Origin of the sequence: Micromonospora sp. A3M-1-15 (assembly GCF_024213425.1) — a bacterium.
Classification (GTDB): Bacteria; Actinomycetota; Actinomycetes; order Mycobacteriales; family Micromonosporaceae; genus Micromonospora; species Micromonospora chersina.
Map to the genome: position 1 here is coordinate 291,821 of NZ_JANAVK010000001.1, position 23,307 is coordinate 315,127.

18 protein-coding genes and 1 pseudogene are annotated in these 23,307 nt (G+C 74.0%); 16 read left to right on the forward strand and 3 right to left on the reverse strand.

Features of this window, described 5'->3' with window-relative positions:
- Positions 1 to 31 precede the first annotated feature (31 nt).
- Complete coding sequence (locus tag NLX85_RS01420) at positions 32 to 967, reverse strand: LysR family transcriptional regulator (RefSeq protein WP_254333540.1); 936 nt, start codon at positions 965 to 967, stop codon at positions 32 to 34.
- A 29-nt stretch (positions 968 to 996) separates the two neighbouring features.
- On the opposite strand from NLX85_RS01420, the gene NLX85_RS01425 reads away from it, so the two are divergent.
- The 7 genes and pseudogenes from NLX85_RS01425 (at position 997) to NLX85_RS01460 (ending at position 8,767) form a co-directional block, all read left to right on the forward strand.
- On the forward strand, positions 997 to 1,728 hold the full coding sequence (locus tag NLX85_RS01425) for a succinate dehydrogenase cytochrome b subunit (protein ID WP_256566110.1): 732 nt from the start codon (positions 997 to 999) through the stop codon (positions 1,726 to 1,728).
- A gap of 1 nt (position 1,729) precedes the next feature.
- Positions 1,730 to 3,664, forward strand: a complete 1,935-nt coding sequence (locus tag NLX85_RS01430; protein WP_254331210.1) for a fumarate reductase/succinate dehydrogenase flavoprotein subunit — start codon at positions 1,730 to 1,732, stop codon at positions 3,662 to 3,664.
- On the forward strand, positions 3,661 to 4,422 hold the full coding sequence (locus NLX85_RS01435) for a succinate dehydrogenase/fumarate reductase iron-sulfur subunit (protein WP_254331211.1): 762 nt from the start codon (positions 3,661 to 3,663) through the stop codon (positions 4,420 to 4,422). Before NLX85_RS01430 ends, NLX85_RS01435 begins: the two co-directional genes overlap by 4 nt.
- A 155-nt stretch (positions 4,423 to 4,577) precedes the next feature.
- A pseudogene (locus NLX85_RS33235) lies at positions 4,578 to 5,763 on the forward strand (zinc-dependent alcohol dehydrogenase).
- Positions 5,760 to 6,704 carry an SDR family NAD(P)-dependent oxidoreductase gene (locus NLX85_RS01450; protein WP_254333544.1) on the forward strand — a complete coding sequence of 315 codons (945 nt, stop codon included), beginning with the start codon at positions 5,760 to 5,762 and terminating at the stop codon, positions 6,702 to 6,704. The pseudogene NLX85_RS33235 and the gene NLX85_RS01450 overlap by 4 nt, the downstream one beginning before the upstream one ends.
- Before the next feature lie 128 nt (positions 6,705 to 6,832).
- Entirely contained in the window at positions 6,833 to 7,978 is a 1,146-nt protein-coding gene (locus tag NLX85_RS01455) for an MBL fold metallo-hydrolase (RefSeq protein ID WP_374628043.1), read from the forward strand.
- Positions 7,979 to 8,113: 135 nt separating this feature from the next.
- Entirely contained in the window at positions 8,114 to 8,767 is a 654-nt protein-coding gene (locus NLX85_RS01460) for a GNAT family N-acetyltransferase (protein ID WP_254331213.1), read from the forward strand.
- Between the two features lie 61 nt (positions 8,768 to 8,828).
- Here the strand turns inward: NLX85_RS01460 and NLX85_RS01465 are convergent, their stop codons facing one another.
- Positions 8,829 to 10,340: a deoxyguanosinetriphosphate triphosphohydrolase family protein gene (locus tag NLX85_RS01465; protein ID WP_254331214.1), complete on the reverse strand. Its 1,512-nt coding sequence runs from the start codon at positions 10,338 to 10,340 to the stop codon at positions 8,829 to 8,831.
- Positions 10,341 to 10,494: 154 nt separating this feature from the next.
- Between NLX85_RS01465 and NLX85_RS01470 the strand changes: the two genes are divergently transcribed.
- Together NLX85_RS01470 and NLX85_RS01475 are read left to right on the forward strand one after the other, a co-directional pair.
- Positions 10,495 to 13,044, forward strand: a complete 2,550-nt coding sequence (locus tag NLX85_RS01470) for a Tex family protein (RefSeq protein ID WP_254331215.1) — start codon at positions 10,495 to 10,497, stop codon at positions 13,042 to 13,044.
- Between the two features lie 119 nt (positions 13,045 to 13,163).
- Positions 13,164 to 13,598: a hypothetical protein gene (locus NLX85_RS01475; RefSeq protein ID WP_254331216.1), complete on the forward strand. Its 435-nt coding sequence runs from the start codon at positions 13,164 to 13,166 to the stop codon at positions 13,596 to 13,598.
- Here NLX85_RS01475 and NLX85_RS01480 read toward each other — a convergent pair.
- A complete protein-coding gene (locus NLX85_RS01480; RefSeq protein WP_254331217.1) occupies positions 13,561 to 14,571 on the reverse strand; it encodes a DUF389 domain-containing protein in 1,011 nt (336 codons plus the stop codon). The two genes, NLX85_RS01475 and NLX85_RS01480, sit on opposite strands and share 38 nt — an antisense overlap.
- Positions 14,572 to 14,781: 210 nt before the next feature.
- Between NLX85_RS01480 and NLX85_RS01485 the strand changes: the two genes are divergently transcribed.
- From NLX85_RS01485 to NLX85_RS01515, 7 genes are all read left to right on the forward strand, one after another.
- Complete coding sequence (locus NLX85_RS01485) at positions 14,782 to 15,465, forward strand: sugar transferase (RefSeq protein ID WP_308210630.1); 684 nt, start codon at positions 14,782 to 14,784, stop codon at positions 15,463 to 15,465.
- 77 nt (positions 15,466 to 15,542) lie between these two features.
- Positions 15,543 to 16,691, forward strand: a complete 1,149-nt coding sequence (locus tag NLX85_RS01490; RefSeq protein WP_254331218.1) for a DegT/DnrJ/EryC1/StrS aminotransferase family protein — start codon at positions 15,543 to 15,545, stop codon at positions 16,689 to 16,691.
- Positions 16,688 to 17,326 (forward strand): NeuD/PglB/VioB family sugar acetyltransferase, encoded by a 639-nt coding sequence (locus NLX85_RS01495; RefSeq protein WP_254331219.1) that lies wholly within the window; start codon positions 16,688 to 16,690, stop codon positions 17,324 to 17,326. Before NLX85_RS01490 ends, NLX85_RS01495 begins: the two co-directional genes overlap by 4 nt.
- Positions 17,323 to 20,013: an O-antigen ligase family protein gene (locus NLX85_RS01500; RefSeq protein ID WP_254331220.1), complete on the forward strand. Its 2,691-nt coding sequence runs from the start codon at positions 17,323 to 17,325 to the stop codon at positions 20,011 to 20,013. The genes NLX85_RS01495 and NLX85_RS01500 overlap by 4 nt, the downstream gene beginning before the upstream one ends.
- Positions 20,010 to 21,212 (forward strand): glycosyltransferase family 4 protein, encoded by a 1,203-nt coding sequence (locus NLX85_RS01505; RefSeq protein WP_254331221.1) that lies wholly within the window; start codon positions 20,010 to 20,012, stop codon positions 21,210 to 21,212. The genes NLX85_RS01500 and NLX85_RS01505 overlap by 4 nt, the downstream gene beginning before the upstream one ends.
- The gene (locus tag NLX85_RS01510) at positions 21,209 to 22,123 is read left to right on the forward strand and encodes a D-glucuronyl C5-epimerase family protein (RefSeq protein ID WP_254331222.1); all 915 of its coding nucleotides are present in this window, start codon (positions 21,209 to 21,211) and stop codon (positions 22,121 to 22,123) included. The genes NLX85_RS01505 and NLX85_RS01510 overlap by 4 nt, the downstream gene beginning before the upstream one ends.
- Positions 22,124 to 22,148: 25 nt before the next feature.
- The gene (locus NLX85_RS01515; protein WP_254331223.1) at positions 22,149 to 23,288 is read left to right on the forward strand and encodes a glycosyltransferase family 4 protein; all 1,140 of its coding nucleotides are present in this window, start codon (positions 22,149 to 22,151) and stop codon (positions 23,286 to 23,288) included.
- The last annotated feature ends 19 nt before the right edge of the window (positions 23,289 to 23,307 follow it).

The window sequence follows — 23,307 nt, forward strand, 5'->3', positions numbered from 1 at the left end:
CCCGGTCCGTGGGCCGGACAGCGGACCCCAGCTAGAGCGGCTCGACCCCCGGCGGCAGCTCGTCGGCGGCGGTGGCGTCGTGGACGTACTCCAGCAGGATGCGGCGCAGCTCGCGGCCGGCGTGGGTGGGCACCACGTCGCGGCGGCGGGCCACCGCGATGGTCCGGCGGACGCCGGGCGGGACGAGCCGGGTGACCCGGATGCCCGCCCGGCGGGCCACCACGATGCCGGGGACCAGGGCGACGCCGAGCCCGGCCTCGACGAAGCTGAGCACGGCGTCCATCTCGCCGCCGTCCACCGAGAGGGTCGGCTCGAAGCCGGCCGCCCGGCACGCCTGGAGGGTGGCGTCGCGCAGGTCGTAGCCCTCGCGGAACATCACCAGCGGCAGGTCGCGCAGGTCGGTGATGCGCACCTCGCCCCGCTCGCTGGCGGCCGGCAGCGGGTCGACCGAGGCGACCACCAGGCTCTCCCGCAGGATCGGATCGGCGCGCAGCCCCGGGTCGGTGCCGGTCGAGGGCTCGATGATCAGCGCCAGGTCGAGGTCGCCGCGGAGCAGGTCGCGGACGAGGTCCTGCGAGCCGCCCTCCTCGACGCGCAGGTCGACGGTGGGGTGGGCGTCGCGGAACCGGCGCAGCACCGGTGGCGCCAGCGAGGTGGCCAGGCTGGGCGTGGCGCCGAGCCGGACCCGGCCCCGGCGCAGCCCGACCAGCTCCTGCACCTCCCGGGTGGCGGTGTCGACGTCGGCGAGGATCCGCTTGGCCAGCGGCAGCAGCACCTCCCCGGCCGCGGTGAGGGCGATGTTGCCTCTTACCCGCTCGAAGAGCGGGGCCCCCAGGTCGGTCTCCAGGGCGTGAATTTGCTTACTCAGGGAGGGCTGGGTGATGCCGACCAGGTCGGCAGCTTGGGTGAAATGTCGTACTTCTGCGACCGCGACGAAGTACCGGAGCTGATGGAGCTGCATCTCTATAGCCTACGGCTATCAAGACTGCGAGTTCGATGCATTGGACGACTGATCAAAGTCCTCCTAGCGTCGGTCAGGTGGTAATCACGAAAACTCGGTCGCCCATCCGCTCGAACGTCGGCCTCAAGGCCGTCATGGCGGTGACGGGCATCATCCTGGTGCTGTTCCTGATCGCGCACATGCTCGGCAACCTGAAGATCTTCACGGGCGAGACGTCGTTCGACCACTACGCGCACTGGCTGCGCGAGATCGGGACGCCGCTGCTGCCGTCGACCTGGTACCTGTGGATCCAGCGCACCGTGCTCACCGGGGCCGTGCTGGCGCACATCGTCTCGGCCACCGTGCTGGCCAGGCGCGCCCGGGCCGCCCGCCCGGTCCAGTACGCGCACCGCCGGAAGATCCACGTCAACTACGCGGCCCGCACGATGCGCTGGGGTGGTGTGATCATCCTGCTCTTCGTGATCTACCACCTGCTGGACCTGACCACGGGTCACCTGAACCCGCAGGGCGACCCGGCCAACCCGTACGGCAACGTGGTCCAGGACTTCGCGGCGGACCGCTGGTACGTCACGCTCTTCTACACCCTGGCGATCGTCACGCTCGGCTTCCACCTGCGGCACGGCGCCTTCAGCGCGTTCCGCAGCCTCGGCCAGCAGACCCCCAAGGGGGAGCGCCGGGCGCGCGCCGCCGCCCTGGTCTTCGCCGTCGCGCTCTGCGCCGGCTACCTGGTGGTCCCGTTCGCCGTACTCACCGGATTGGTGGCCTGACATGGATCTCTACACCAACGGCGACCCGATCGCCGACACCAAGGCTCCCGACGGCCCCATCGAGACCCGCTGGGAGCGCCACCGGTTCGAGATGAAGCTGGTCAACCCGGCCAACCGGCGGAAGCTGACCGTGATCGTGGTCGGCACCGGCCTGGCCGGCGGCTCGGCCGCCGCGACCCTGGCCGAGCAGGGCTACCACGTGAGGTCCTACTGCTACCAGGACAGCCCGCGCCGGGCCCACTCGATCGCCGCGCAGGGCGGCATCAACGCCGCCAAGAACTACCGCAACGACGGCGACTCGGTGCACCGCCTCTTCTACGACACCGTCAAGGGCGGCGACTTCCGCTCCCGGGAGTCGAACGTGCACCGGCTGGCCGAGGTCTCGGTCAACATCATCGACCAGTGCGTGGCCCAGGGCGTCCCGTTCGCCCGCGAGTACGGCGGCCTGCTCGACACCCGCTCGTTCGGCGGCGCGCAGGTGCAGCGCACCTTCTACGCCCGGGGCCAGACGGGCCAGCAGCTGCTGCTCGGCGCGTACCAGGCCCTGGAGCGGCAGATCGGCCTGGGCAACGTGGAGATGAACTCCCGCCACGAGATGCTCGAGCTGGTGATCGTCGACGGCCGGGCCCGCGGCATCGTGGTCCGCGACCTGGTGACCGGCGAGATCACCACCGAGATGGCCGACGCCGTCGTGCTCGCCTCCGGCGGCTACGGCAACGTCTTCTACCTCTCCACCAACGCCAAGGGCTGCAACGTCACCGCCTCCTGGCGGGCGCACCGCAAGGGCGCGTACTTCGCCAACCCCTGCTACACGCAGATCCACCCGACCTGCATCCCGGTCTCCGGCGACCACCAGTCGAAGCTGACCCTGATGAGCGAGTCGCTGCGCAACGACGGCCGGGTGTGGGTGCCCAAGGCCAAGGGCGACGACCGCAGCCCGCGGGACATCCCCGAGGGCGAGCGGGACTACTACCTGGAGCGGATCTACCCCTCCTTCGGCAACCTGGTCCCCCGGGACATCGCCTCCCGCGCCGCGAAGAACGTCTGCGACGAGGGCCGCGGCGTCGGCCCGGGCGGGCTCGGCGTCTACCTCGACTTCGCCGACGCCATCAACCGGCTCGGCCGGAAGGCCATCGAGGCGAAGTACGGCAACCTCTTCGAGATGTACGAGCGGATCACCGGCGAGGACCCGTACGAGGTCCCCATGCGGATCTACCCCGCCGTGCACTACACGATGGGCGGCCTCTGGGTCGACTACGACCTCCAGTCGAGCATCCCGGGCCTGTTCGTGATCGGCGAGGCGAACTTCTCCGACCACGGCGCGAACCGGCTCGGCGCCTCGGCGCTCATGCAGGGCCTGGCCGACGGCTACTTCGTGCTGCCGAACACCATCGCGAACTACCTGGCCGCAGGCCCCTTGGAGAAGGTCGACGCCAGCCACCCCGAGGCGGTCGCGGCGCGGACCGAGGTCGAGGACCGGCTCCAGCGGCTGCTGGCGATCAACGGCGACCGGACGGTGGACTCGTTCCACCGGGAGCTGGGCCAGATCATGTGGGAGCACTGCGGCATGGAGCGCTCCGAGGCCGGGCTGCGCAAGGCGATCGACGAGATCCGCACGCTGCGCGACGAGTTCTGGCAGCGGGTCCGCGTCCCGGGCGACGGCGAGGGGCTCAACCAGTCGCTGGAGAAGGCCGGCCGGGTGGCCGACTTCTTCGAGCTGGCCGAGCTCATGTGCATCGACGCCCTGCACCGCGAGGAGTCCTGCGGCGGCCACTTCCGGGCCGAGCACCAGACCCCCGACGGCGAGGCGCAGCGCGACGACGACCGGTTCTCCTACGTGGCGGCCTGGGAGTACGCCGGCACCGGCCTTCCCGTGCTGCACAAGGAAGACCTGACCTTCGAATACGTCCACCCCACGCAGCGGAGCTACAAGTGAACCTGACCCTGCGCATCTGGCGCCAGAAGGGCCCCGAGGACAAGGGTCAGATGGTGACCTACCAGGTGCAGGACGTGTCCCCGGACATGTCCTTCCTGGAGATGCTCGACGTGCTCAACGAGCGGCTGATCCTCGACGGCGACGAGCCGGTCGCGTTCGACCACGACTGCCGCGAGGGCATCTGCGGCATGTGCAGCCTCATGATCAACGGCGAGGCGCACGGCCCGCAGCGCGGCACCACGGCGTGCCAGCTGCACATGCGGCAGTTCTCCGACGGCGACACGATCGACATCGAGCCGTGGCGGGCCCGGGCCTTCCCGGTGGTCAAGGACCTGGTGGTCGACCGGAACGCCTTCGACAAGATCATCTCCGCGGGTGGCTACATCACCGCGCCGACCGGCAGCGCCCCGGAGGCGCACTCCACGCCGGTGGCCAAGGCGGACGCGGACGCCGCCTTCTCCTCGGCCGCCTGCATCGGCTGCGGCGCCTGCGTGGCGGCCTGCCCGAACGGCTCCGGCATGCTGTTCACCGCTGCCAAGATCACCCAGCTCTCGCTGCTGCCGCAGGGCCAGCCCGAGCGGTACACCCGGGTGATCGGCATGGTCGACGCGCACGACGAGGCCGGCTTCGGCGGCTGCACCAACATCGGCGAGTGCGCGACGGCCTGCCCGAAGGGCATCCCGCTGAACACCATCGGCCGGCTCAACCGGGACTACCTGAAGGCGACGTCCAAGCGCGCCGGCACCCCGGGCTCCTGAGTCCCCCGGCCGTCGAGCCACCCCGACCGCCGCGCCCCGCACCCGGGGCGCGGCGGTCGCCCTTTTCCGGGGTACGCGGGCCGCCCCGCCGCCGGTTCAACCCCACCCCCGCGGGTAGCAGTCCGATGGACGGCACCGAGAGGGGACATTCAGGCATGAAGGCACTGACCTGGCACGGCAAGCGTGACGTCCGCGTCGAGGACGTACCGGACCCCCGGATCGAGGAGCCGACCGACGCGGTCATCCGGGTCACCTCGACCGCCATCTGCGGCTCCGACCTGCACCTGTACGAGGTGCTCGGGCCGTACCTGAAGCCCGGTGACGTCCTCGGCCACGAACCCATGGGCATCGTCGAGGAGGTCGGCGCGGGGGTGACCCGGCTCAAGCCCGGCGACCGGGTGGTCGTCCCGTTCAACATCTCCTGCGGCTCGTGCTGGATGTGCGACCGCCAGCTCTACGCCCAGTGCGAGACCACCCCAGGTGACCAGCCAGGGCAAGGGCGCCGCGCTGTTCGGCTACACCTCGCTCTACGGCTCCGTCCCGGGCGGGCAGGCCGAGTACCTGCGGGTGCCGCAGGCCCAGTTCGGCCCGATCAAGATCCCGGAGACCGGCCCCGACGAGCGCTGGCTCTACCTCTCCGACATCCTGCCCACCGCCTGGCAGGCGGTGAAGTACGCGGACACCCCGCCCGGCGGCACCCTGGCCGTGTTCGGCCTCGGCCCGGTCGGACAGTTCAGCGCCCGGATCGGGCGGCACCTCGGCGCCGGCCGGGTGATCGGGCTCGACCTGGTGCCCGAGCGGCTGGAGATGGCCCGCCGGCACGGCATCGAGGTGCTCGACGTCAGCGAGCTGGACGACGTGCCGGGCGCGCTGGTCGACCTGGTCGACGGGCGCGGCCCGGACGCGGTGATCGACGCGGTCGGCATGGAGGCGCACGGCGCGCCGCTGGGCAAGGTCGCCCAGGCCGCCGCCGGGCTGCTCCCCGACAAGCTGGCCCAGACCATGACCGACAAGGCCGGCGTGGACCGGCTCGTGGTGCTGTGCGCCGCGCTCAAGGCGGTCCGGCGCGGCGGCACCGTGTCGGTCTCCGGCGTGTACGGCGGCGAGCAGGACCCGATGCCGCTCATGGAGATGTTCGACCGGGGCGTCCAGCTGCGCATGGGGCAGTGCCACGTGAAGCGCTGGGTCGACGAGATCATGCCGCTGCTCGCCGGCGACGACGACCCGCTCGGCGTCGAGGACCTGCGGACCCACCGGCTGCCCCTGGCGCGGGCGCCGCAGGCGTACGAGATGTTCCAGAAGAAGCAGGACGGCTGCGTCAAGGTCGTGCTCGAACCGTGAGCCGGACGGTGGTGATCACCGGCGCGACCAGCGGGATCGGCCGGGCGGCGGCCCGGGAGTTCGCCGGCCGCGGGGACCGCCTGGTCCTCGCGGCCCGCTCCCCCGCCACCCTGGCCGAGGTACGCGACGAGTGCCGGGCGGCCGGCGCCGACGTGCTGGTCGTGCCCGTGGACGTCACCGCGCCCGGCGCCCTGGCCGCGCTGGCCGACGCGGCCGAGGCCGAGTTCGGCCGCATCGACGCCTGGGTGCACACCGCCGCCGTGATGACCTACGGCCGCTTCGACGAGACCCCCGCCGAGGTCTTCGACCAGGTCATCCGCACCGACCTGCTGGCCGCGGCCGAGGTGGCCCGGGTGGCGCTGGGCCGCTTCCGGGCCGCCTCGGCCGGCACCCTGGTCCTCACCGGCTCGGTCCTCGGGCACATCACCGCGCCCTACATGAGCGGCTACGTGGCGGCCAAGTGGGGCCTGCAGGGACTCACGCGCTCGTTGCAGCAGGAGGCCCGGGAGACCCCGGGGGTGCGGATCTGCCTGGTCAACCCGGGCAGCGTCGACACACCGGTCTACCGGCAGGCGGGCAACTACCTGGGCCGGGTCGGCCGGCCGCCGCCGCCCGTCACCACCCCGGAGCGGGTGGCCCGGGCGATGGCGCACTGCGTCGACCGGCCCCGCCGGGAGGTCTCGGTGGGGCGGCTCAACGTCGTCATGCGGTTCGGCTTCACCGTGCTGCCCGGGGTGTACGACGTGCTCGTGGGGCCGCTGATGCGGCTCGCCGGGCTGACCGACCAGCCGGTGGCGCCGCACCCGGGCATCGTCTTCGCGCCGAACCCGGCCGGCGAGGCGGTCCGGGGCGGCTGGCTGCCCGACGTGTCGCGGGTGGTCCGGTCGGTGGGCGGGGTGACCGCGGCGGCCGGCTCGGCGCTGCTGCGCCGGCTGCGCTGAGCCGTGCCTGCGCGCCGTCTCTGCCGCCGGGCCCGCGCCGCCGGATCCGCCTGCCCTGCCTCGTCGCCCGCGCGGGGTGGCGGGCAGATGGCTACCGTGTACTGCGGGACACGGCGGAGGGACGGATCATGCGGGAACCGGACGACCGGGCACTGGAGCAGGCAGCCGGCGGGCGGCTGTGGCGGATGACGGGGCTGGCCGCGGTGGCCGGGCTGGCCTGGGCGGCGCGGGACGTGCCCGCGCAGCTCGGCGGCCGGCTCGCCGGCGCCCGCGCGGAGCGGGCGGCCCGCTCGCCGCGCTTCCGCGACGGCACCTTCCACAACCCGTCGGGCACCCGCAGCACCATGGTCGCCGACCCGGGCCGCAACCTGGTCAAGGAGCTGATCTTCGGCAAGCAGAAGCGGCGGCCGGACAGCGCCGTGCCGCTGCTGCGCCCAGCCGACCCGGCCCCGGCCGACCCGGCCCGCGAGCTGAGCGTCGTCTGGTACGGCCACGCCTCCACGCTTGTCGAGATCGAGGGGCACCGGGTGCTGCTCGACCCGGTCTGGAGCGACCGCTGCTCGCCGTCCGCACTTGTCGGGCCGCGCCGCATCCACGAGCCGCCGGTACGCCTCGACGAGCTGCCCCGCCTCGACGCCATCCTCATCTCGCACGACCACTACGACCACCTGGACATGGAGACCGTGCGCGGGCTGCTCGCCCACCAGTCGGCGCCGTTCCTGGTGCCCCTCGGCGTCGGCGCCCACCTGGACCGGTGGGGCGTGCCGGAGGACCGGATCGTCGAGCTGGACTGGTCGGAGAGCCACCGGGTGGGCGGGCTGACGCTCACCGCCACCGCCGCCCAGCACTTCTCCGGGCGGGGCCTGCGCCGCGACGGCACGCTCTGGAGCTCCTGGGTGGTCGCCGGCGCGCACCGGAAGGTCTTCTACACCGGCGACTCCGGCTACTTCGACGGCTACGCGGAGATCGGCGCGGAGCACGGCCCGTTCGACGTCACGCTCATGCAGATCGGCGCGTACGACCGGGCCTGGCCGAGCATCCACATGTTCCCCGAGGAGGCCGTCGCCGCCCACCTCGACCTGCGCGGCGGGCTGTTCGTCCCCGTGCACTGGGCCACCTTCAACCTGGCCCTGCACGACTGGTCGGAGCCGGTGGACCGGCTCTGGGCCGAGGCGAAGGCCCGCGACGTCCGGCTGGCCGTGCCGCGCCCCGGCGAGCGGGTGGTGGTGGACGAGCCGCCGGCGGTCGACGGCTGGTGGCAGGCCGTCGCCTGAGGACCTGCTGGGCGTTTGGTTCCCGATTACCCCGCCATGTCTGGTAGACCATTCGGGTGAGCCGTCCCCTCGGCCGGCTCCGCCCGTCATCCCGGTGCCCCCCTCCGCCGGCTCGCCGTCTCATCGAGGAGCACCATGCTGAACGGCCGCCTGGTGGCGATCCGTCCCACGCACGCGGAAGACCTGGACTTCCTGGCCGACCTGGCCAACCACGACCAGGTCCGGCACAACGTCGGGGGCTGGGGTTGGCCGGTGTCCCGGGATGCCCAGCCGGAATGGCTACGGCGGTCCCACGCCGATCCGAGCGTCCAACGGATGACCGTCACCGACCCGGTGTCGGGGCAGCCGTGGGGGTTCACCGGCCTGTGGGAGATCGATTGGCACAACCGGGGCGCGCTCACCGGGATCAAGCTGATGCCCGGCCTGACCCCGCGCGGGGCCGGCACCGACGCGATCATGCTCACCATGGCCTGGAGCTTCTACGAGGTCGGCCTCCGGCGCCTGCACAGCACCATCCTGCCGTTCAACGAAGCGAGCCTGGGAGCCTACGTACGCCACTGCGGCTGGCGCGTCGAGGGCCGGGACCGCGAGGCGGTGTTCCGGCGTGGCCAGTGGCACGACGTCCTACGGGTCGCCGCCCTGCGCACCGATTTCGACGCCCTGCCGGCGGCGGAGGAGTACATCGAGCGGGTCTGCGGGCCGCGGCTGCCGGTCCCGGTCCAGCCCGAGCGGGGTCACGACCACGACCCGGTCGCGTTCGCCACCACCGGGACGCCGGGCAGGGGCTGAGCCCTCGTCGCCGGGCGGCGGGCGGGAGCCGGTTCCCGGTCCCGCCCGCCCCACTGGAGAGTCACAGGACGAAGGCGTCCGTCCAGAGGGCACCCGAGCGGCCGGACAGCGCGTCCAGCATGGCCACCGCCTGCCCGTCGGTGAGCTGCGCGACGAAGTCGACGATCGCCCGCCCCCGGGCCCGGCCGATCCGGTCCGGGGTACGCGGGTGCAGCTCCGCCTCGGCCAGCTCCACCAGGTCGTGCAGCCGGCGGGGCAGCCGGGACTCCTCCTCCGGGTCGAGCAGCCACTCCCAGAGCGCCTCCACGAGGGTGCCGAGCAGCCGCGCCTGGCCGCGCTGGTGCAGGGCCAGGTCCGGGCGGGCCAGCACGAACCGGTGGTGGACGAACTTGAGCACCTGCACCTCGTGCCACTGCGGCCGGGCCAGCAGCACGTGCCCCGAGCGGACGTCCGGCTCCGGGGTCACGGTGATGGCGTCCACGAACCGGGTGGACCAGCGCGCGGAGAACCGGGCCACGTACTGCTCGGCCTCGATCGAGCCGTCGAAGGGCAGCGCCAGCAGCCCCTCCACCAGCTCCTCGCGGACGTGCTCGACGGCGGCGGCGAACGCCTCGTCGTCGGCGATCCAGGCGTCCTTGCGGTGCAGCTGGCGGCGCAGCCGCTCGATCGCCGCCCCGGGCCGCCGGCCGGCCGCGACCAGGGCGGAGGAGGTGATCGCCCGGAAGTGCCCGCACTCGCGCTGCCAGGCCATCAGCTCGGCGGCCACCGCGCCCTGCTGGAGCACACCGACCCGGTAGAAGTCCTCCACGTCGTGGATGGCGTACGCGATGTCGTCGGCGGTGTCCATGATCGACGCCTCGGGGGTCTGCTGCCAGTCCGGGATCCGGCCGGCGAACGGCTCCCGGGCCTGCCGCAGGTCGTCCACCTCGGTCCGGTACGCGCCGAACTTCACCGACCCGCTCTCCGGGTCCTCCGGCGGGGCCGCCGCGCCACGCGGCGCCGGGTCCAGGTGCCGCGGGTGCGGGTCCGGGTGGTCCAGCCGGGTCCACGGGTACTTCAGCATCGCCGCCCGGACCGCCGCGGTCAGGTCCAGGCCGGTGGTCGCCGCGCCGCGGATCTCCGTGCTGGTGACGATCCGGTACGACTGGGCGTTGCCCTCGAAGCCGTCGGGCAGGCCGAGCCGCTGCCGGGCCAGCCGGTCCAGCACCCGCTCCCCCAGGTGCCCGAACGGCGGGTGGCCGAGGTCGTGGGCGAGCGCGGCGGCCTCCACCACGTCCGGGTCGCAACCGCCCAGCTTCTCCAACAGGTCGCGGTGCGCCGGGTCGGCGGTCAACCGCTCGGCGACCGCCCGCGCCACCTGCGCCACCTTGAGGCTGTGGGTGAGCCGGTTGTGCACGAGCAGCCCCGACCCGCCCGGGCTGATCACCTGGGTCACCCCGCCCAGCCGGGCGAAGAACGGCGACCCGACGATCCGGTCCCGGTCCGCCCGGAACGGGCTGGCCGCCAGGTCGCCGAGCGCCCGGGCGCTGCCGCCGAAGAGCCGCCGGGCCCGCGGATCCGCAGCTTGTTCCATGATCGCCACGCTAGCGCAGGGTGCCGCAGGTCGCGATGCGCCTGCCGACCCGTGGGGCCCGTGTGGCGGATGGGCCTCGGCGGGTGCCGCGCGGCCGGCCGTGGCGGGACCGGCACAATGGCTGCCGAACCCACCCGAGAAGGCGGATCAGATCGTGACCCAGTCTGTGCACCAGCGGATCGCCGAGGAACTCGGCGTCGCCGAACGTCAGGTGCGGGCGGCCGTGGAGCTGCTCGACGGCGGCGCCACCGTGCCGTTCATCGCCCGCTACCGCAAGGAGGCCACCGGCCTGCTCGACGACGCGCAACTGCGCACCCTGGAGGAGCGGCTGCGCTACCTGCGCGAGCTGGACGAGCGGCGCGCCGCGGTGCTGGAGTCCATCCGCGGCCAGGGCAAGCTCGACGGGGCCCTGGAAGCGCAGATCATGGCGGCCGACTCGAAGTCGCGCCTGGAGGACATCTACCTGCCCTACAAGCCCAAGCGGCGGACGCGCGCCCAGATCGCCCGCGAGGCCGGGCTGGAGCCCCTCGCCGACACGCTGCTGGCCGACCCGACGCGGGACCCCCGGGACACGGCCGCCGGCTACGTCGACGCCGACAAGGGGGTGGCCGACGCCGCCGCCGCGCTCGACGGGGCCCGGGCCATCCTCATCGAGCGCTTCGCCGAGGACGCCGACCTCATCGGCACGCTGCGCGAGCAGATGTGGTCGCGGGGCCGGCTGGTCTCCCGGGTACGCGAGGGCCAGGAGACCACCGGCGCCAAGTTCGCCGACTACTTCGACTTCGCCGAGCCGTACCCGAAGCTCCCCTCGCACCGGATCCTCGCCATGTTCCGGGGCGAGAAGGAGGGCGTGCTCGACCTGACCATGGACCCGGAGGCCGACGGCGACTCCGACGCCGTGGTCACCGGCCCCACCCGTTACGAGGCGGCCATCGCCGGCCGGTTCGGGGTCGGCGACCAGGGGCGGCCCGCCGACCGGTGGCTGACCGACACGGTGCGCTGGGCCTGGCGTACCCGGATCCTCATCCACCTCGGCGCCGACCTGCGGCTGCGGCTCTGGCAGGCGGCCGAGGAGGAGGCCGTGCGGGTCTTCGCCACCAACCTGCGCGACCTGCTGCTCGCCGCGCCGGCCGGCGCCCGCCCCACCATGGGTCTCGACCCGGGCCTGCGCACCGGCGTGAAGGTGGCCGTGGTCGACGCCACCGGCAAGGTCGTCGCCACCGACACGATCTACCCGCACGAGCCGCGCCGGCAGTGGGACGCCTCCGTGCACACGCTGGCCACCCTGGCCGCGGCGCACGGCGTCGAGCTGATCGCCATCGGCAACGGCACCGCCAGCCGGGAGACCGACAAGCTCGCCGGTGACCTCATCAAGCGGCACCCGGAGCTGAAGCTGACCAAGGTGGTCGTCTCCGAGGCCGGCGCGTCGGTCTACTCCGCCTCCGCGTACGCCTCGCAGGAGCTGCCCGGGCTGGACGTCTCGCTGCGCGGCGCGGTCTCCATCGCCCGCCGCCTCCAGGACCCCCTGGCCGAGCTGGTGAAGATCGACCCGCGCTCGATCGGCGTCGGGCAGTACCAGCACGACCTGTCCGAGGTGAAGCTCTCCCGCTCCCTCGACGCGGTGGTGGAGGACTGCGTCAACGCGGTCGGCGTCGACGTCAACACCGCCTCGGCGCCGCTGCTCACCCGGGTCTCCGGCATCGGCGCCGGGCTGGCCGAGAACATCGTGCTGCACCGTGACGCCAACGGGCCGTTCCGCACCCGGGCCCAGCTGAAGAAGGTGCCCCGGCTCGGGCCGAAGGCGTTCGAGCAGTGCGCCGGCTTCCTGCGCATCCCCGGCGGCGACGACCCGCTCGACTCCTCCAGCGTGCACCCCGAGTCGTACCCGGTGGTGCGGCGGATCCTCGCCCACACCGGGCAGGACCTGCGCGCGCTCATCGGGAAGTCGGCGATCCTGCGCGGGCTCCGGGCGACCGAGTTCGTCGACGACACGTTCGGCCTGCCCACCGTCACCGACATCCTCGGCGAGCTGGAGAAGCCCGGCCGCGACCCGCGCCCGGAGTTCCGGACCGCCACCTTCGTGGAGGGCGTCGAGAAGATCAGCGACCTGACGCCGGGGATGGTGCTGGAGGGCGTGGTCACCAACGTGGCCGCGTTCGGCGCGTTCGTCGACGTCGGCGTGCACCAGGACGGCCTGGTCCACGTCTCCGCCATGTCGCACACCTTCGTGAAGGACCCGCGCGACGTGGTGAAGTCCGGCGACGTGGTCCGGGTCCGGGTGCTCGACGTCGACGTGCCCCGCAAGCGCATCTCACTGACCCTGCGGCTGGAGGACGAGGCTCCGGCCGGCGGCGGACGCCCGCCGGGCGGCGAGGGGCGCCGTGACCGCGGCGCGCCGGGCGGCGGCGACCAGCGCGGCGGGCGGGGCCACGACCGGGGCGGCCAGGGCGGCGGCGGCCAGGGCGGCGGTGGCCAGCGCGGCGCTCAGGGCGGCGGTGGCCAGCGCGGCGCTCAGGACGGCGGTGGCCAGCGCAGCGCTCAGGACGGCGGTGGCCAGCGCGGCGCTCAGGACGGCGGTGGCCAGCGCGGTGACCGGGGCGGCTCGCGCGGCGGCTCGCAGCCGCGGCAGGGGCGCGGCGGCGGGGCGCCGGCGCCGGCCAACAGCGAGATGGCGGAGGCGCTGCGCCGCGCCGGCCTGGCCTGAGTCCGACACAAGGAGGATCTTGGACAGTTGCCGTTCATTCCGAACGGCAACTGTCCAAGATTCGACGTGCCGGCCCGCGGTCGGGGCGGCGGCGGAGCGGCGCGCGTACCCTCGCGGTCGTGGGTGGGGACGACGGCCTGGAGTGGCGGGAACAGCAGCGCCGGGCGGTGCGGGCGCACGCGGCGGCCGACGCCCGGCAGCGCGCCGCCGAGCAGGCGGAGGCCGCGGAGCTGGTGGCGCGGTTCGCCGCCGAGGCGCTGCGGCGCGGGCTGCGCACCGACCGGTTGGCGGCGGCCGGCTACGACGGGCGCGGCCGCTACCGCACCCGGATCACCGGCTGGTACCTGGATCGGGCGCGGAGCCGCGCGGTGGACACCGAGGGCCGTTTCTACCTGCTCACCGTGCCGCCGAGCCTGCGGGCGCGCCTGTTCGGGGCCGACCCCGAGCCCGCCCCGCCACCGCTGGTGGTCGGCCGCGGCGGCCGGGACGGCGAGTCGGTGCCCCTGGCCACGCTGCTCAGCCTGCGTCTCGAGGCGGGCGACGACTGGCGCTGACCCGCGCGGGACGCCGGTCGGCCCGCTGCCGCGGCACGCCCCGGGTGGTCCGCCGCTGCACCTGCCGCCACCAGCAGAGCTGCACGACGAGGGTGAGCAGGCCGGCCAGCACGATGGCGGCCAGGTTGATCACGAGTTGGAGGGCGGAGCCGGCCGCCTCGTGCCACACCCCATAGGCGGCCGCGACCGCCACGTTCGCCGCCGCCGGCACGGTGGTCACCGAGATCAGCACGCCGACCAGCGAGCCGGACTTCTTCGAGGTCAGCGACAGCATCCCGGCGATCCCGGCGAGCAGGCCGACCACCCAGGAGAGCGCGTCGGGGCGCCAGATGAAGTCGGTGAGCGGCCGCTCGGCCAGCAGCATGTCCCGGCTGACCAGCCCGGCCGCGGTGAGCGCCCAGGTGCTCAGCACGGTGACCAGCATGGCGGCGAGGAAGCCGACCACCAGGGCGTGCACCGAGCGGCCGATGATGTGCGGCTGCCGGCGCAGCAGCGCCACGCAGAGCGCGGCGAGCGGGCCGAACTCGGGGCCGACCACCATGGCGCCGACGATGAGGATGGGCTGGTCGAGCAGCACGCCGATGCCGGCGATCATGGTGGCCACGGTGATCAGCGCCAGGAAGGTGCCGGTGAGCACGGTCTGCTCGCCGGTCTTCGCGGCGATCTCGTCCCAGACCACGGCGTCCTCGCCGTGCCCGGGGGCGGCCTCCGCGGCCCGGTCCGCCGCGGCGGAGAGGGTCAGCTCCACGTCGTCCGCGGCGATCGCCCCGTGCGCCTCGACGCCCAGCTCCTGGAGCTTGCGCAGCACGCCGTCGGCGCTCTCCCGCACCACGTCGCAGGTGATGTAGTCACCGGCCGGCTGGCGGGCGGCCCCGGCCAGCACCACGAGGTGGGTGACCCCGGGATCGGCCGCCAGCAGGTCGACGACCGCCGGCGAACGGTCGGTGGGCGCGATCACCCGTAAATGCAGCACAGTGCGTCCTCTCCCGAATGAACGTCCCGCGAATCTACTGCGGCTCGCAGGGCCGGCCGGCCGCGCACCACGGTCACCCCGTGTCCCGCACGGGATCAATGCGTTGGATCCAGGGAGGTATCGCCCCGAAAACGCGAAACAGGGCCTTCAGTTCCTCTTTGGGGTGTAACAACCTTTGTGTCACGTAATTAGAGGTTTGCGAGGTTTGACGTGCTGCTTCCGGAGCGAAGGATCCTCCCGCCGCCGCACCCTGCGGAACGGCTCCGGCAGGATCGCCTCAAGCGAGCCCTCGACGTGACCGTCGCGACGGTGCTGCTGATCCTCGCCGCCTTCCTCATGGCGGTCCTGGCACTGCTGGTGCTGGTGGCACACGGCCGTCCGGTGCTGTTCCGGCAGTGCCGCGCGGGCCTCGCCGGCCGGCCGTTCCAGCTGCTCAAGTTCCGCACCATGCGGGCGCCGGACCCGGTCCGAGGGCTGGTCTCCGACGCCGACCGGCTGACCCGGCTGGGCCGCTGGCTGCGGGCCACCAGCCTCGACGAGCTGCCTTCGCTGGTGAACGTGCTGCGCGGCGAGATGAGTCTCGTCGGCCCTCGGCCGCTGCTGGACCACTACCTGTCCCGTTACTCCGAGCGGCAGGCGCGGCGGCACGAGGTGCGCCCGGGCATCACCGGGCTCGCCCAGGTACGCGGCCGCAACGCCCTCAGCTGGGAGGAGAAGTTCGAGTACGACGTCTGGTACGTCGACCACCGCTGCCTGCGGTTGGACCTGTCCATCCTGGTCGCCACCGCCCGGACGGTGCTGCTCCGGGAGGGGATCAGCGCGGAGGGCGTCGCCACCGCGCCGGAGTTCGTCGGCGCCCGCGCACTGACCGCGGTGGACGGCGGGCGCCGGTGACCGTCACCCGCTCCCCCGCCCAGCCCGACCCGGCGCGGGCGCCCTCGTCCACCACACGCCGAACCGGAAGGAAACCGATGACGCGGACCATCCATCTCTCACCCCCGGACGTGGGGCCCCTCGAGGAGTCGTACCTGATCGCCGCCCTGCGTTCCGGCTGGGTCGCGCCGGTCGGGCCGGACCTGGCGGCCTTCGAGCGCGAGGTGGCGGCGCGGGTCGGCACCGCCGGCGCGGTGGCGGTGAGTTCCGGCACGGCGGCGCTGCACCTCGCCCTGCTCGGCGTCGGGGCGGGCGCGGGCGACGTGGTGGTGGTGCCGACGCTCACCTTCATCGCCACCGCCAACGCGGTGCGCTACACGGGCGCCCGGCCGGTCTTCGTCGACTGCGACCCGCGCACCGGGAACCTGGACGTGGCCCTCACCGCCGAACTGCTCCACGACCTGGTGCGCCGCGGCGAACGCGTCCGGGCGGTCGTGCCGGTGGACATGTTCGGCAGTTGTGTCGACTACACGGCCCTGCTGCCGATCTGCGCCGAGCTCGGAATCCCGGTTGTCGAGGACGCCGCCGAGGCGCTCGGCGCCCGGCACGGCGGGCAGCCGGCGGGCTCCTTCGGCCGGGTCGGCGCGCTCTCCTTCAACGGCAACAAGATCATCACCACCTCGGGTGGCGGAATGCTCGTCTCCGACGACCAGGTGCTGCTCGACCGGGCCCGCCACCTGGCCACCCAGGCCCGGGAGCCGGTGCCGCACTACGAGCACCGCGAGACCGGGTACAACTACCGGCTCAGCAACCTGCTGGCCGCGCTGGGCCGGGCCCAGTTGCTCCGGCTCGACGGGATGATCGGTCGCCGCCGTGACCTGCGGGACCGGTACGCCAAACTCTTCGCCGCGGTGCCCGGGGTGCGGGTCCTCGGCGAGGAGGACGACGAGTCCAACTGCTGGCTGACCAGCATCGTGGTGAACCCCGGCCAGGCGGGCTGGCACGCCACGGACCTCGCCGCGCACCTCGCCCGGCACGACATCGAGACGCGTCCGGTCTGGAAGCCGATGCACCTGCAGCCGGTCTTCGGCGCCGCGGAGGGCCGGTTCACCGGGGCCGCCGAACAACTGTTCCGGGACGGCCTCACCCTGCCCAGCGGGTCCGCCATGGACACCGGCCAGGTCGCCCAGGTCCTCACCGTGATCGGTGCGTTCCTCGCCGAGCGGACGGGAGCGTCCCCCGCGTGACGACCGACCTGGTGATCGTCGGGTGCGGCGGTCACGGCCGAGAGGTGCTGGGCATCGTCCGGGCCGTCAACGGCGACGCGCCGCGCTGGCGCCCGGCCGGCTTCGTCGACGACCGGCCCGCGGAGGAGAACCTCAAACGCGTCCAGCGGCTCGACGTGCCGTATCTGGGCGGGCTCGACCGGCTCCGGGACCTGCCGCCGGACACCCACGTGGTGATCGGCATCGGGGACCCCCGGGTCCGCCGCACGGTGGGCGCGCGCCTGGACGGGTACGGACTGCCGGTGGCCACCCTGGTCCACCCGGCGGCCACGGTCGGCCCGGACGTCGCGTACGGGGAGGGCTTCGTCGCCTTCGCCGGCGCCCGCGTCACCACCAACGTGACGATCGGCCGGCACGTGCACCTCAACCAGAACGTCACCGTCGGCCACGACAGCACCCTGGCCGACTACGTGTCGGTCAACCCGCTCGCCGCCGTCTCCGGCGACTGCCGGCTCGGGGAGGCGGTCCTGGTGGGCACCACCGCCGCCATCCTCCAGGGTCTGACCGTGGGGGCCGCCGCCACCATCGGCGCCGGCGCCTGCGTGGTCCGGGACGTCCCGGCCGGTGTGGTGGTGAAGGGAGTGCCGGCCCGGTGAGCATCCCCGTGGACCTCGAGCGGCCGCGTCACCTGGCGCCGCGCACCGCCGCGCCGCCGGACGGGGTCACCGTGCCCGCCCCGCCCACCGCCGTCGGCATCCGCACGCTCGCCGTCGCCGCGGCCGGCACCGCCGGCTCCCGCGTCGCGTCCCTGCTGATCAGCCTGGCCGCGGGGATCCTCTCCGCGCGCGCTCTCGGCCCTCACGACCGGGGCCTGCTGGCGGTCGCCATCGCGGCCAGTGCCGTCTTCAGCACGGTGTGCGCGGTCGGCATGGACACCGCCAACCTCCGGCTGGCCGGCCGGTCACCCGGCCACCACCGGCACGCGGTCCGGGCAAGCGTCCGCTACGCCCTCCTCGCCGGCACGGCGCTCGCCGGGGCGTGGGCCGCCGCCGGGCTGCTGCTCGGGCCGGGGGTACGCCTGGGTCTCGAGCCGGCCACCTTCGCGCTGGCCCTGGCGCTGTGCCCGGTGGTGCTGCTCAGCACGCTGCTCGGCTCGGTCGAGATCGGCCGGGGACGCTCCGCCGGCTACAACCTCGTCGTGGTGGCGGCACTCACCGTCTACCTGGCCGGACTGGGCGGCCTGGTGGTGTCGGGCCGGGTCTCGGCGCTCACCGCCCTCGCCGCGTACGGGCTGGGACAGGTCGCCGGGCTGGTGGCGCTGATCTGGCGCAGCCGGCCGGAGCGCGGTGCCCACCGCTCCGGTGACGTGGTCGAGTACCGCTCGTCCGCGCGGCGGGCCTACCTGCCGAACCTGGCCCAGTTCGGCATGATCCGGGTCCAGGTGCCGGTGATCCAGCTCCTGGTGGGCGCCAGCGCCGTCGGCGTCTACTCGGTGGCGCTCTCGCTCGCCGAGGTGCTGCTGATCATCCCGATCGCGGTCAGCCTGGTGCTGATCCCGCCGGTGGCGAACGGCCAGGCGAACTGGCGCTCGGTGGTGCACCTGGGCGGCCGTACCCTGCTGGTGACCAGCGTGGGAGCCGCGGCGCTGGCGGTCGCGGCGCCGTACGTCGTGCCACTGCTCTACGGCCACGAGTTCGACGGCGCCGTCGCGACCGTCTGGGCGTTGCTGCCCGGCGTGGCGGTCTTCGCGCTCGCCCGGGTCGGGCAGAGCTACCTGACCGCGACCGACCGGCCCGCCGCCACGGTGGTGGCGGCGGTCGCCGCAACGGCGGTCGGGGTGGCCGCCATGGCGGTGCTCGTGCCCCGTCTCGACGCCGTCGGCGCCGGCCTGGCCGGCAGTGCCGGCTACCTGGTCTATGCGGCCGTGATCGCCCCCGCGTTCCTCCGCGCCGACCCGCGACGGGGCGCGCGCCGGCGGGCGGCGCCCCAGGGCGGGTGGCGCGGAGCCGCCGGGGGCGGAAGCTCCCCGGTGCTGGTCGGCGGGCTCGGCGCGGTGGCCGCCGTCGGGGCGGGCCTGCTGGCCACCCGGCTGGCCGACGTGCCGCTGGCCTTGCCCACCATGGTCGCCGCCCTGCTGCTGGTGGGCGTGGTCGCCGCCGTCCCCGCGACCGCGCTCTGGGGGCTGGCCCTGGCCGCTCCGGCGGCCCAACTGCCCGAACCGTACGCGGTCAGCCCGGTGGTGCTGCTGGTGTTGAGCGCCGCCGCCGCTGTCGGCGCGCTGGTGCGGCGACGCGTCACCTGGCGGGACCGGCACTGCTCCCTGCTGGTGGTAGCGCTGCTGGCCGTGCTGCTGTTCGGCGCGACCGTGATCGGCCCCGGGGAGGGCCTGGTCGCCTCGGTCACCCAGGTCGCGGTCCTGGCCGTACCCCTGGTCTGCCTGCCGCTGGCGGTCCGGGACGGGCCGTCGGCCTGGTCGCTGCTGCTCGGGTTCGCGTTCTCCGCGACCGTGGTCGGGGTGGTCCAGACCGTCACCACGATGCGGGACGGGGCGGCCGCGCTGCTGTCCGGCACGTCGGGCGAGGCGAACCACAACATCTGGGGTCCGATGCTCGTGGTCGCCCTCGCCGTCCTGCTCGCTCGGTGGGGTCACCCGGCGCCGGTGTCGTTGCGGCTCGCGATCCTGGTGGCGCTGCCGGTCCTGCTGCTCGGTGTCGGCTACTCCTACAGCCGCTCCTCCTACCTCGGCGCGGCGGCGGTGCTGGTCTGCTTCGCCCTGCGGCGGCTGGCCCGGGTGGGACTGTGGTTGGTGGTGACCCTGGTCGTAACCGTCGGGGCGGCGCTCCCCGGCGCGAACCTGGTGCCGGAGACCATCAGTACCCGGATCAACGAGACCACCGCGACCGGGGCCCTCGACGTCTCGTCCGGCCTGCGGCTGGACATGTGGGCGGCGGCGCTGCGGATGGCGGGGGACTTCCCCGCCTTCGGCGTCGGCTACCTGAACTTCAACGAACGGCTGCCGGAGTACTTCATCCAGCACGTCACCGGGGGTTCGTACCAGGCCGGTCCCCGGCTCAGCCTGCTGGCCCATCCGCACAACCTCTACCTGACCGTACTGGCCGAGACCGGTCTGATCGGCACGGCGCTGCTCGTCGCGCTGCTCGTGCTGGTCTACCGGTCGGTCTGGCGGGGCTACCGCACGCGTACGGGGTGGGTGCCGGAGGCGGCCCTGCTGGGCGGCATCGGGTTGGCGGTCTGCTCGCTGACCGGTGAGCCGCTGCTCACGCTGCCGGTCCTCATCCCGTTCGTGCTGCTGCTCAGCACCGCTACCCGGAGACCGACATGACCCCATCCACGCCGCCGGAGGCTTCCGGTCCCCTCCGGATCCTCCAGGTCACCAGCACCCCGAACGGCGGGAGCTGGTTCCACGACCAGGTCGTCGGCCTGGCCCGGCGCGGCCACCAGGTCCGGGCCGTGCTGCCGGCCGAGGGGGCGCTGTCCGCGCGGTTGCGCACCGCCGACGTGCCGGTGGAGATCGTGCCGCTCAACGGCTGGCGCCCCCGGCAGTTGCCCCGCGTGGCCGCCGCCGAGCTGCGCCTGATCCGGCTGATCCGGGAGTTCCGTCCGCACGTCGTGCACGCGCACCTGCTCAAGGCGAACATCGCCTGCCGGGTGGCGAGGCTGGCCGTCACCCGGGGCCTGCACGTCAACCAGGTCACCGGGATCAACCACCTGCGCAGCCCGATCCTGCGCCGGATCGACCTCGCCACGCTCTCCCGCGCCGACGTCCTGATCGGCTCCTGCACCGCGTTCGCCGACCGGTACCGCCGGTTCGGCGCCCGGTCGGTGGCGGTCAGCCACTACGGATGCAACGTGCGGCGCCTGGACCCCACGGCGTCCGGCCGCCCCTTCCGGGCCGAGTTCGGCCTCGGTGACGACGTGCCGACGATCGGCATGGTGGCCCACATGTACCCCACCCGCCTCCGCGCCTTCCGGGACATCGGGGTCAAGGGACACGAGGTGCTGATCGACGCGGTGCCGCGGGTGCTGGCCCGCGTGCCCGGGGCACACGTCTTCATCGTCGGCGACGAGTTCGTCGGCGCCGGCGACTACCGCCGCGAGCTGGAGGCCCGGGTGGCCCGGCTCGGCGTGGCCGACCGGGTGCACTTCACCGGCCACCGCACGGACGTGCAGAACGTCCTCGCCGCGATGGACGTGCTTGTCAACCCCTCCATGGAGGAGTCGGCGTGCTACGCGATGATCGAGGCGCTGCTCATGGAGAAGGGCGCGGTCGCCAGCGACGTCGGCGGCCTGCCGGACACCGTGCAGCACGGCGAGACCGGCCTGCTCGTCCCGCCCGGCGACCCGGTCGCGCTGGCCGAGGCCCTCGTGACGCTGCTCGCTGATCCGGAGCGCCGCCGGGAGATGGGGCGGCTCGGCCGGCAGCGATGCCTGCGCCGGTTCGACATCGACCGCACCGTGGCCGACGTCGAGTCCGTGTACCGCACGGCGCTGGCCGCCGCCGGGACAGGGAGCTCGTGGTGACCGCGCTCCGGTCGCTGCTCGCCAGCGGCGTACGCGACCTGCGGGTCCGCGACTACCCGGTGGCCGCCGGCGCGCGTCGGGACGGACGCGGGCCGTTTCCCATGGTCTGGACGGACCTGCCGGGCGGCACGGCGCTGGACGCCGACGGCGTCGTCACCGCCACCGGCCCCGACGGGCGCGCCTACCCGAACCCGGTGTCCATGTGCCTGTACGCGCTCGGCGAGCACAGCCGGGCGCTCGCCGAGGACCGGCCGGACCGCGACCGCTTCGGACCGTTCCTCACCCAGGCGTCGTGGCTCCGGGCGCACCAGGACGGGGAGGGTGGCTGGCGCTATCCCGTGCCGGTGCCCCGGTACGGGGTGGGGCCGGGCTGGTACTCCGGCATGGCGCAGGGCATGGCGGCGTCCACTCTGCTGCGCGCGCACGACCTCACCGGCGAACGGTCCTACCTCGACAGCGCCGACGGCGCCGTCGAGGTACTGCTGCGGCCGGTCGACCGGGGCGGCTGCGCCGACTACGACGAGCGGGGCCGGCCCTTCCTGGAGGAGTGTCCGGCCTCGCCGCCGAGCCGGGTGCTCAACGGCGCGCTGTTCGCCCTCTTCGGGCTCATCGAGCACCAGCACCGCACCGGCGGGAGTGCCCACCTGGCCGTACAGGACCGGCTGGCGGCGGAGTTGGCCGGGTTCGACCTCGGCTACTGGTCCCGGTACGACCTGCGCTGGTCGTGGCCCGCGTCCGTGAACTACCACGCCCTGCACGTCTCGCTGCTCGCCGCCACGGCGGGCCTGACCGGGATGCCCGTGTTCGACGACGTCGCCGGTCGCTGGCGGGCCCGGCTGCGGGACCCGGCGAGCCGGCTACGCGCCCGGGTGGTCAAGGCGACTCAGGTCTGGCGGCACCGCCGTGGCTGACTGCGGTGCCGGGGAAGGTTCCCGGGTGCTGCTGCTCGGCCCCGCGCAGTCCCTGCACACCCGCCGGTGGGCCGCCGCACTGGCCGGCCGGGGGCACCGGGTGGTGCTGGCCGGCTGGGCGCCGGCCGAGCCGCTGGCCGGCGTGGACCTGCGGGTCCCGCCCGGCGCGCCCGGCGCCGGCCGCAGCTCGCTGGGCGCCGTACGACGGCTGCTCGCCACCGGCTGGTGGCTGCGCCGCGAGGTCCGCCAGGTGCGGCCAGACGTGGTGCACGTCCACTCGGTCGGCCGGGCCGGGCTGCTCGCCCTCGCCCTGCCCCGGGTTCCGGTCCGGGTGGTCACCCCGTGGGGCAGCGAACTACGCGCCGCCACCCGGTCCCGGCTGCGCCGCTGGGTCACCCGGCTCACCCTGCACCGGGCCGACCTGGTGGTGCCGACCTCCCGGTCGGTGACCGAGGAGATCACCCGCCGGTACCGGGTGCCGGCCGCGCGCACCGCCACCCTGTCCTGGGGCGTGGACGACACGCTGCTCGCCAGCCTGGGCACCGTCGACCCGGCGGCGGTACGCCGTCGGCACGGCATTCCGGAGCAGGCCACCGTCCTGCTGTCGATGCGGGGCGTGGCGCCGGTCTACCGGCCGGACGACGTCCTGAGCGCCTACGGGCACGTCAGGGGCGAACGGCCGGACCTTCACCTGGTCGTGCTCGCCGGCCACGTGCCCGGCGAGGCGTCGGCGGCCCGTGAGCACGCCGCCGGCCTGGCTCGGGTCCGGGAGATGGCCGACACGTCGTCCGGACGGCTGACCCTGGTGGACCGGACGCTGTCGCCGGCCGAGACGTTCGCGTTGATGCGGGCCAGCGACGTGGCGCTCTCCGTGCCGCGCGGCGACCAACGCAGCTCAGCGGTCCTCGAGGCGGCCCTCGCCGGGTGCCGGCTGCTCCTGTCCGACCTGCCGCCGTACCGCGAACTCCTCGCCGACGGCCTGGTCGCCGAGGTGTTGCCCGAGCCGCTCGCCACCACGCTGGCCGGTCGGCTACGCACCGTACAGGGCCTGCCAGCCGTCGACCGGGCGACCAATCGCGCCTTCATCGAGACGCACGAGCTCTGGTCGCGCCAGGTGTCCGCGATGGAGCACTGGTACCGGCGGTTGTCGTCCACCACGCGGTGACCGGCCGTCGTCTCTTTCC

Bases quoted from the DNA above. Each gene is read 5' to 3' on its own strand.
- NLX85_RS01425 (WP_256566110.1), top strand. From the start codon at position 997: ATGCATTGGACGACTGATCAAAGTCCTCCTAGCGTCGGTCAGGTGGTA.
- NLX85_RS01430 (WP_254331210.1), top strand. From the start codon at position 1,730: ATGGATCTCTACACCAACGGCGACCCGATCGCCGACACCAAGGCTCCC.
- NLX85_RS01455 (WP_374628043.1), top strand. From the start codon at position 6,833: ATGCGGGAACCGGACGACCGGGCACTGGAGCAGGCAGCCGGCGGGCGG.
- NLX85_RS01460 (WP_254331213.1), top strand. From the start codon at position 8,114: ATGCTGAACGGCCGCCTGGTGGCGATCCGTCCCACGCACGCGGAAGAC.
- NLX85_RS01465 (WP_254331214.1), bottom strand. From the start codon at position 10,340: ATGGAACAAGCTGCGGATCCGCGGGCCCGGCGGCTCTTCGGCGGCAGC.
- NLX85_RS01490 (WP_254331218.1), top strand. From the start codon at position 15,543: ATGACGCGGACCATCCATCTCTCACCCCCGGACGTGGGGCCCCTCGAG.
- NLX85_RS01505 (WP_254331221.1), top strand. From the start codon at position 20,010: ATGACCCCATCCACGCCGCCGGAGGCTTCCGGTCCCCTCCGGATCCTC.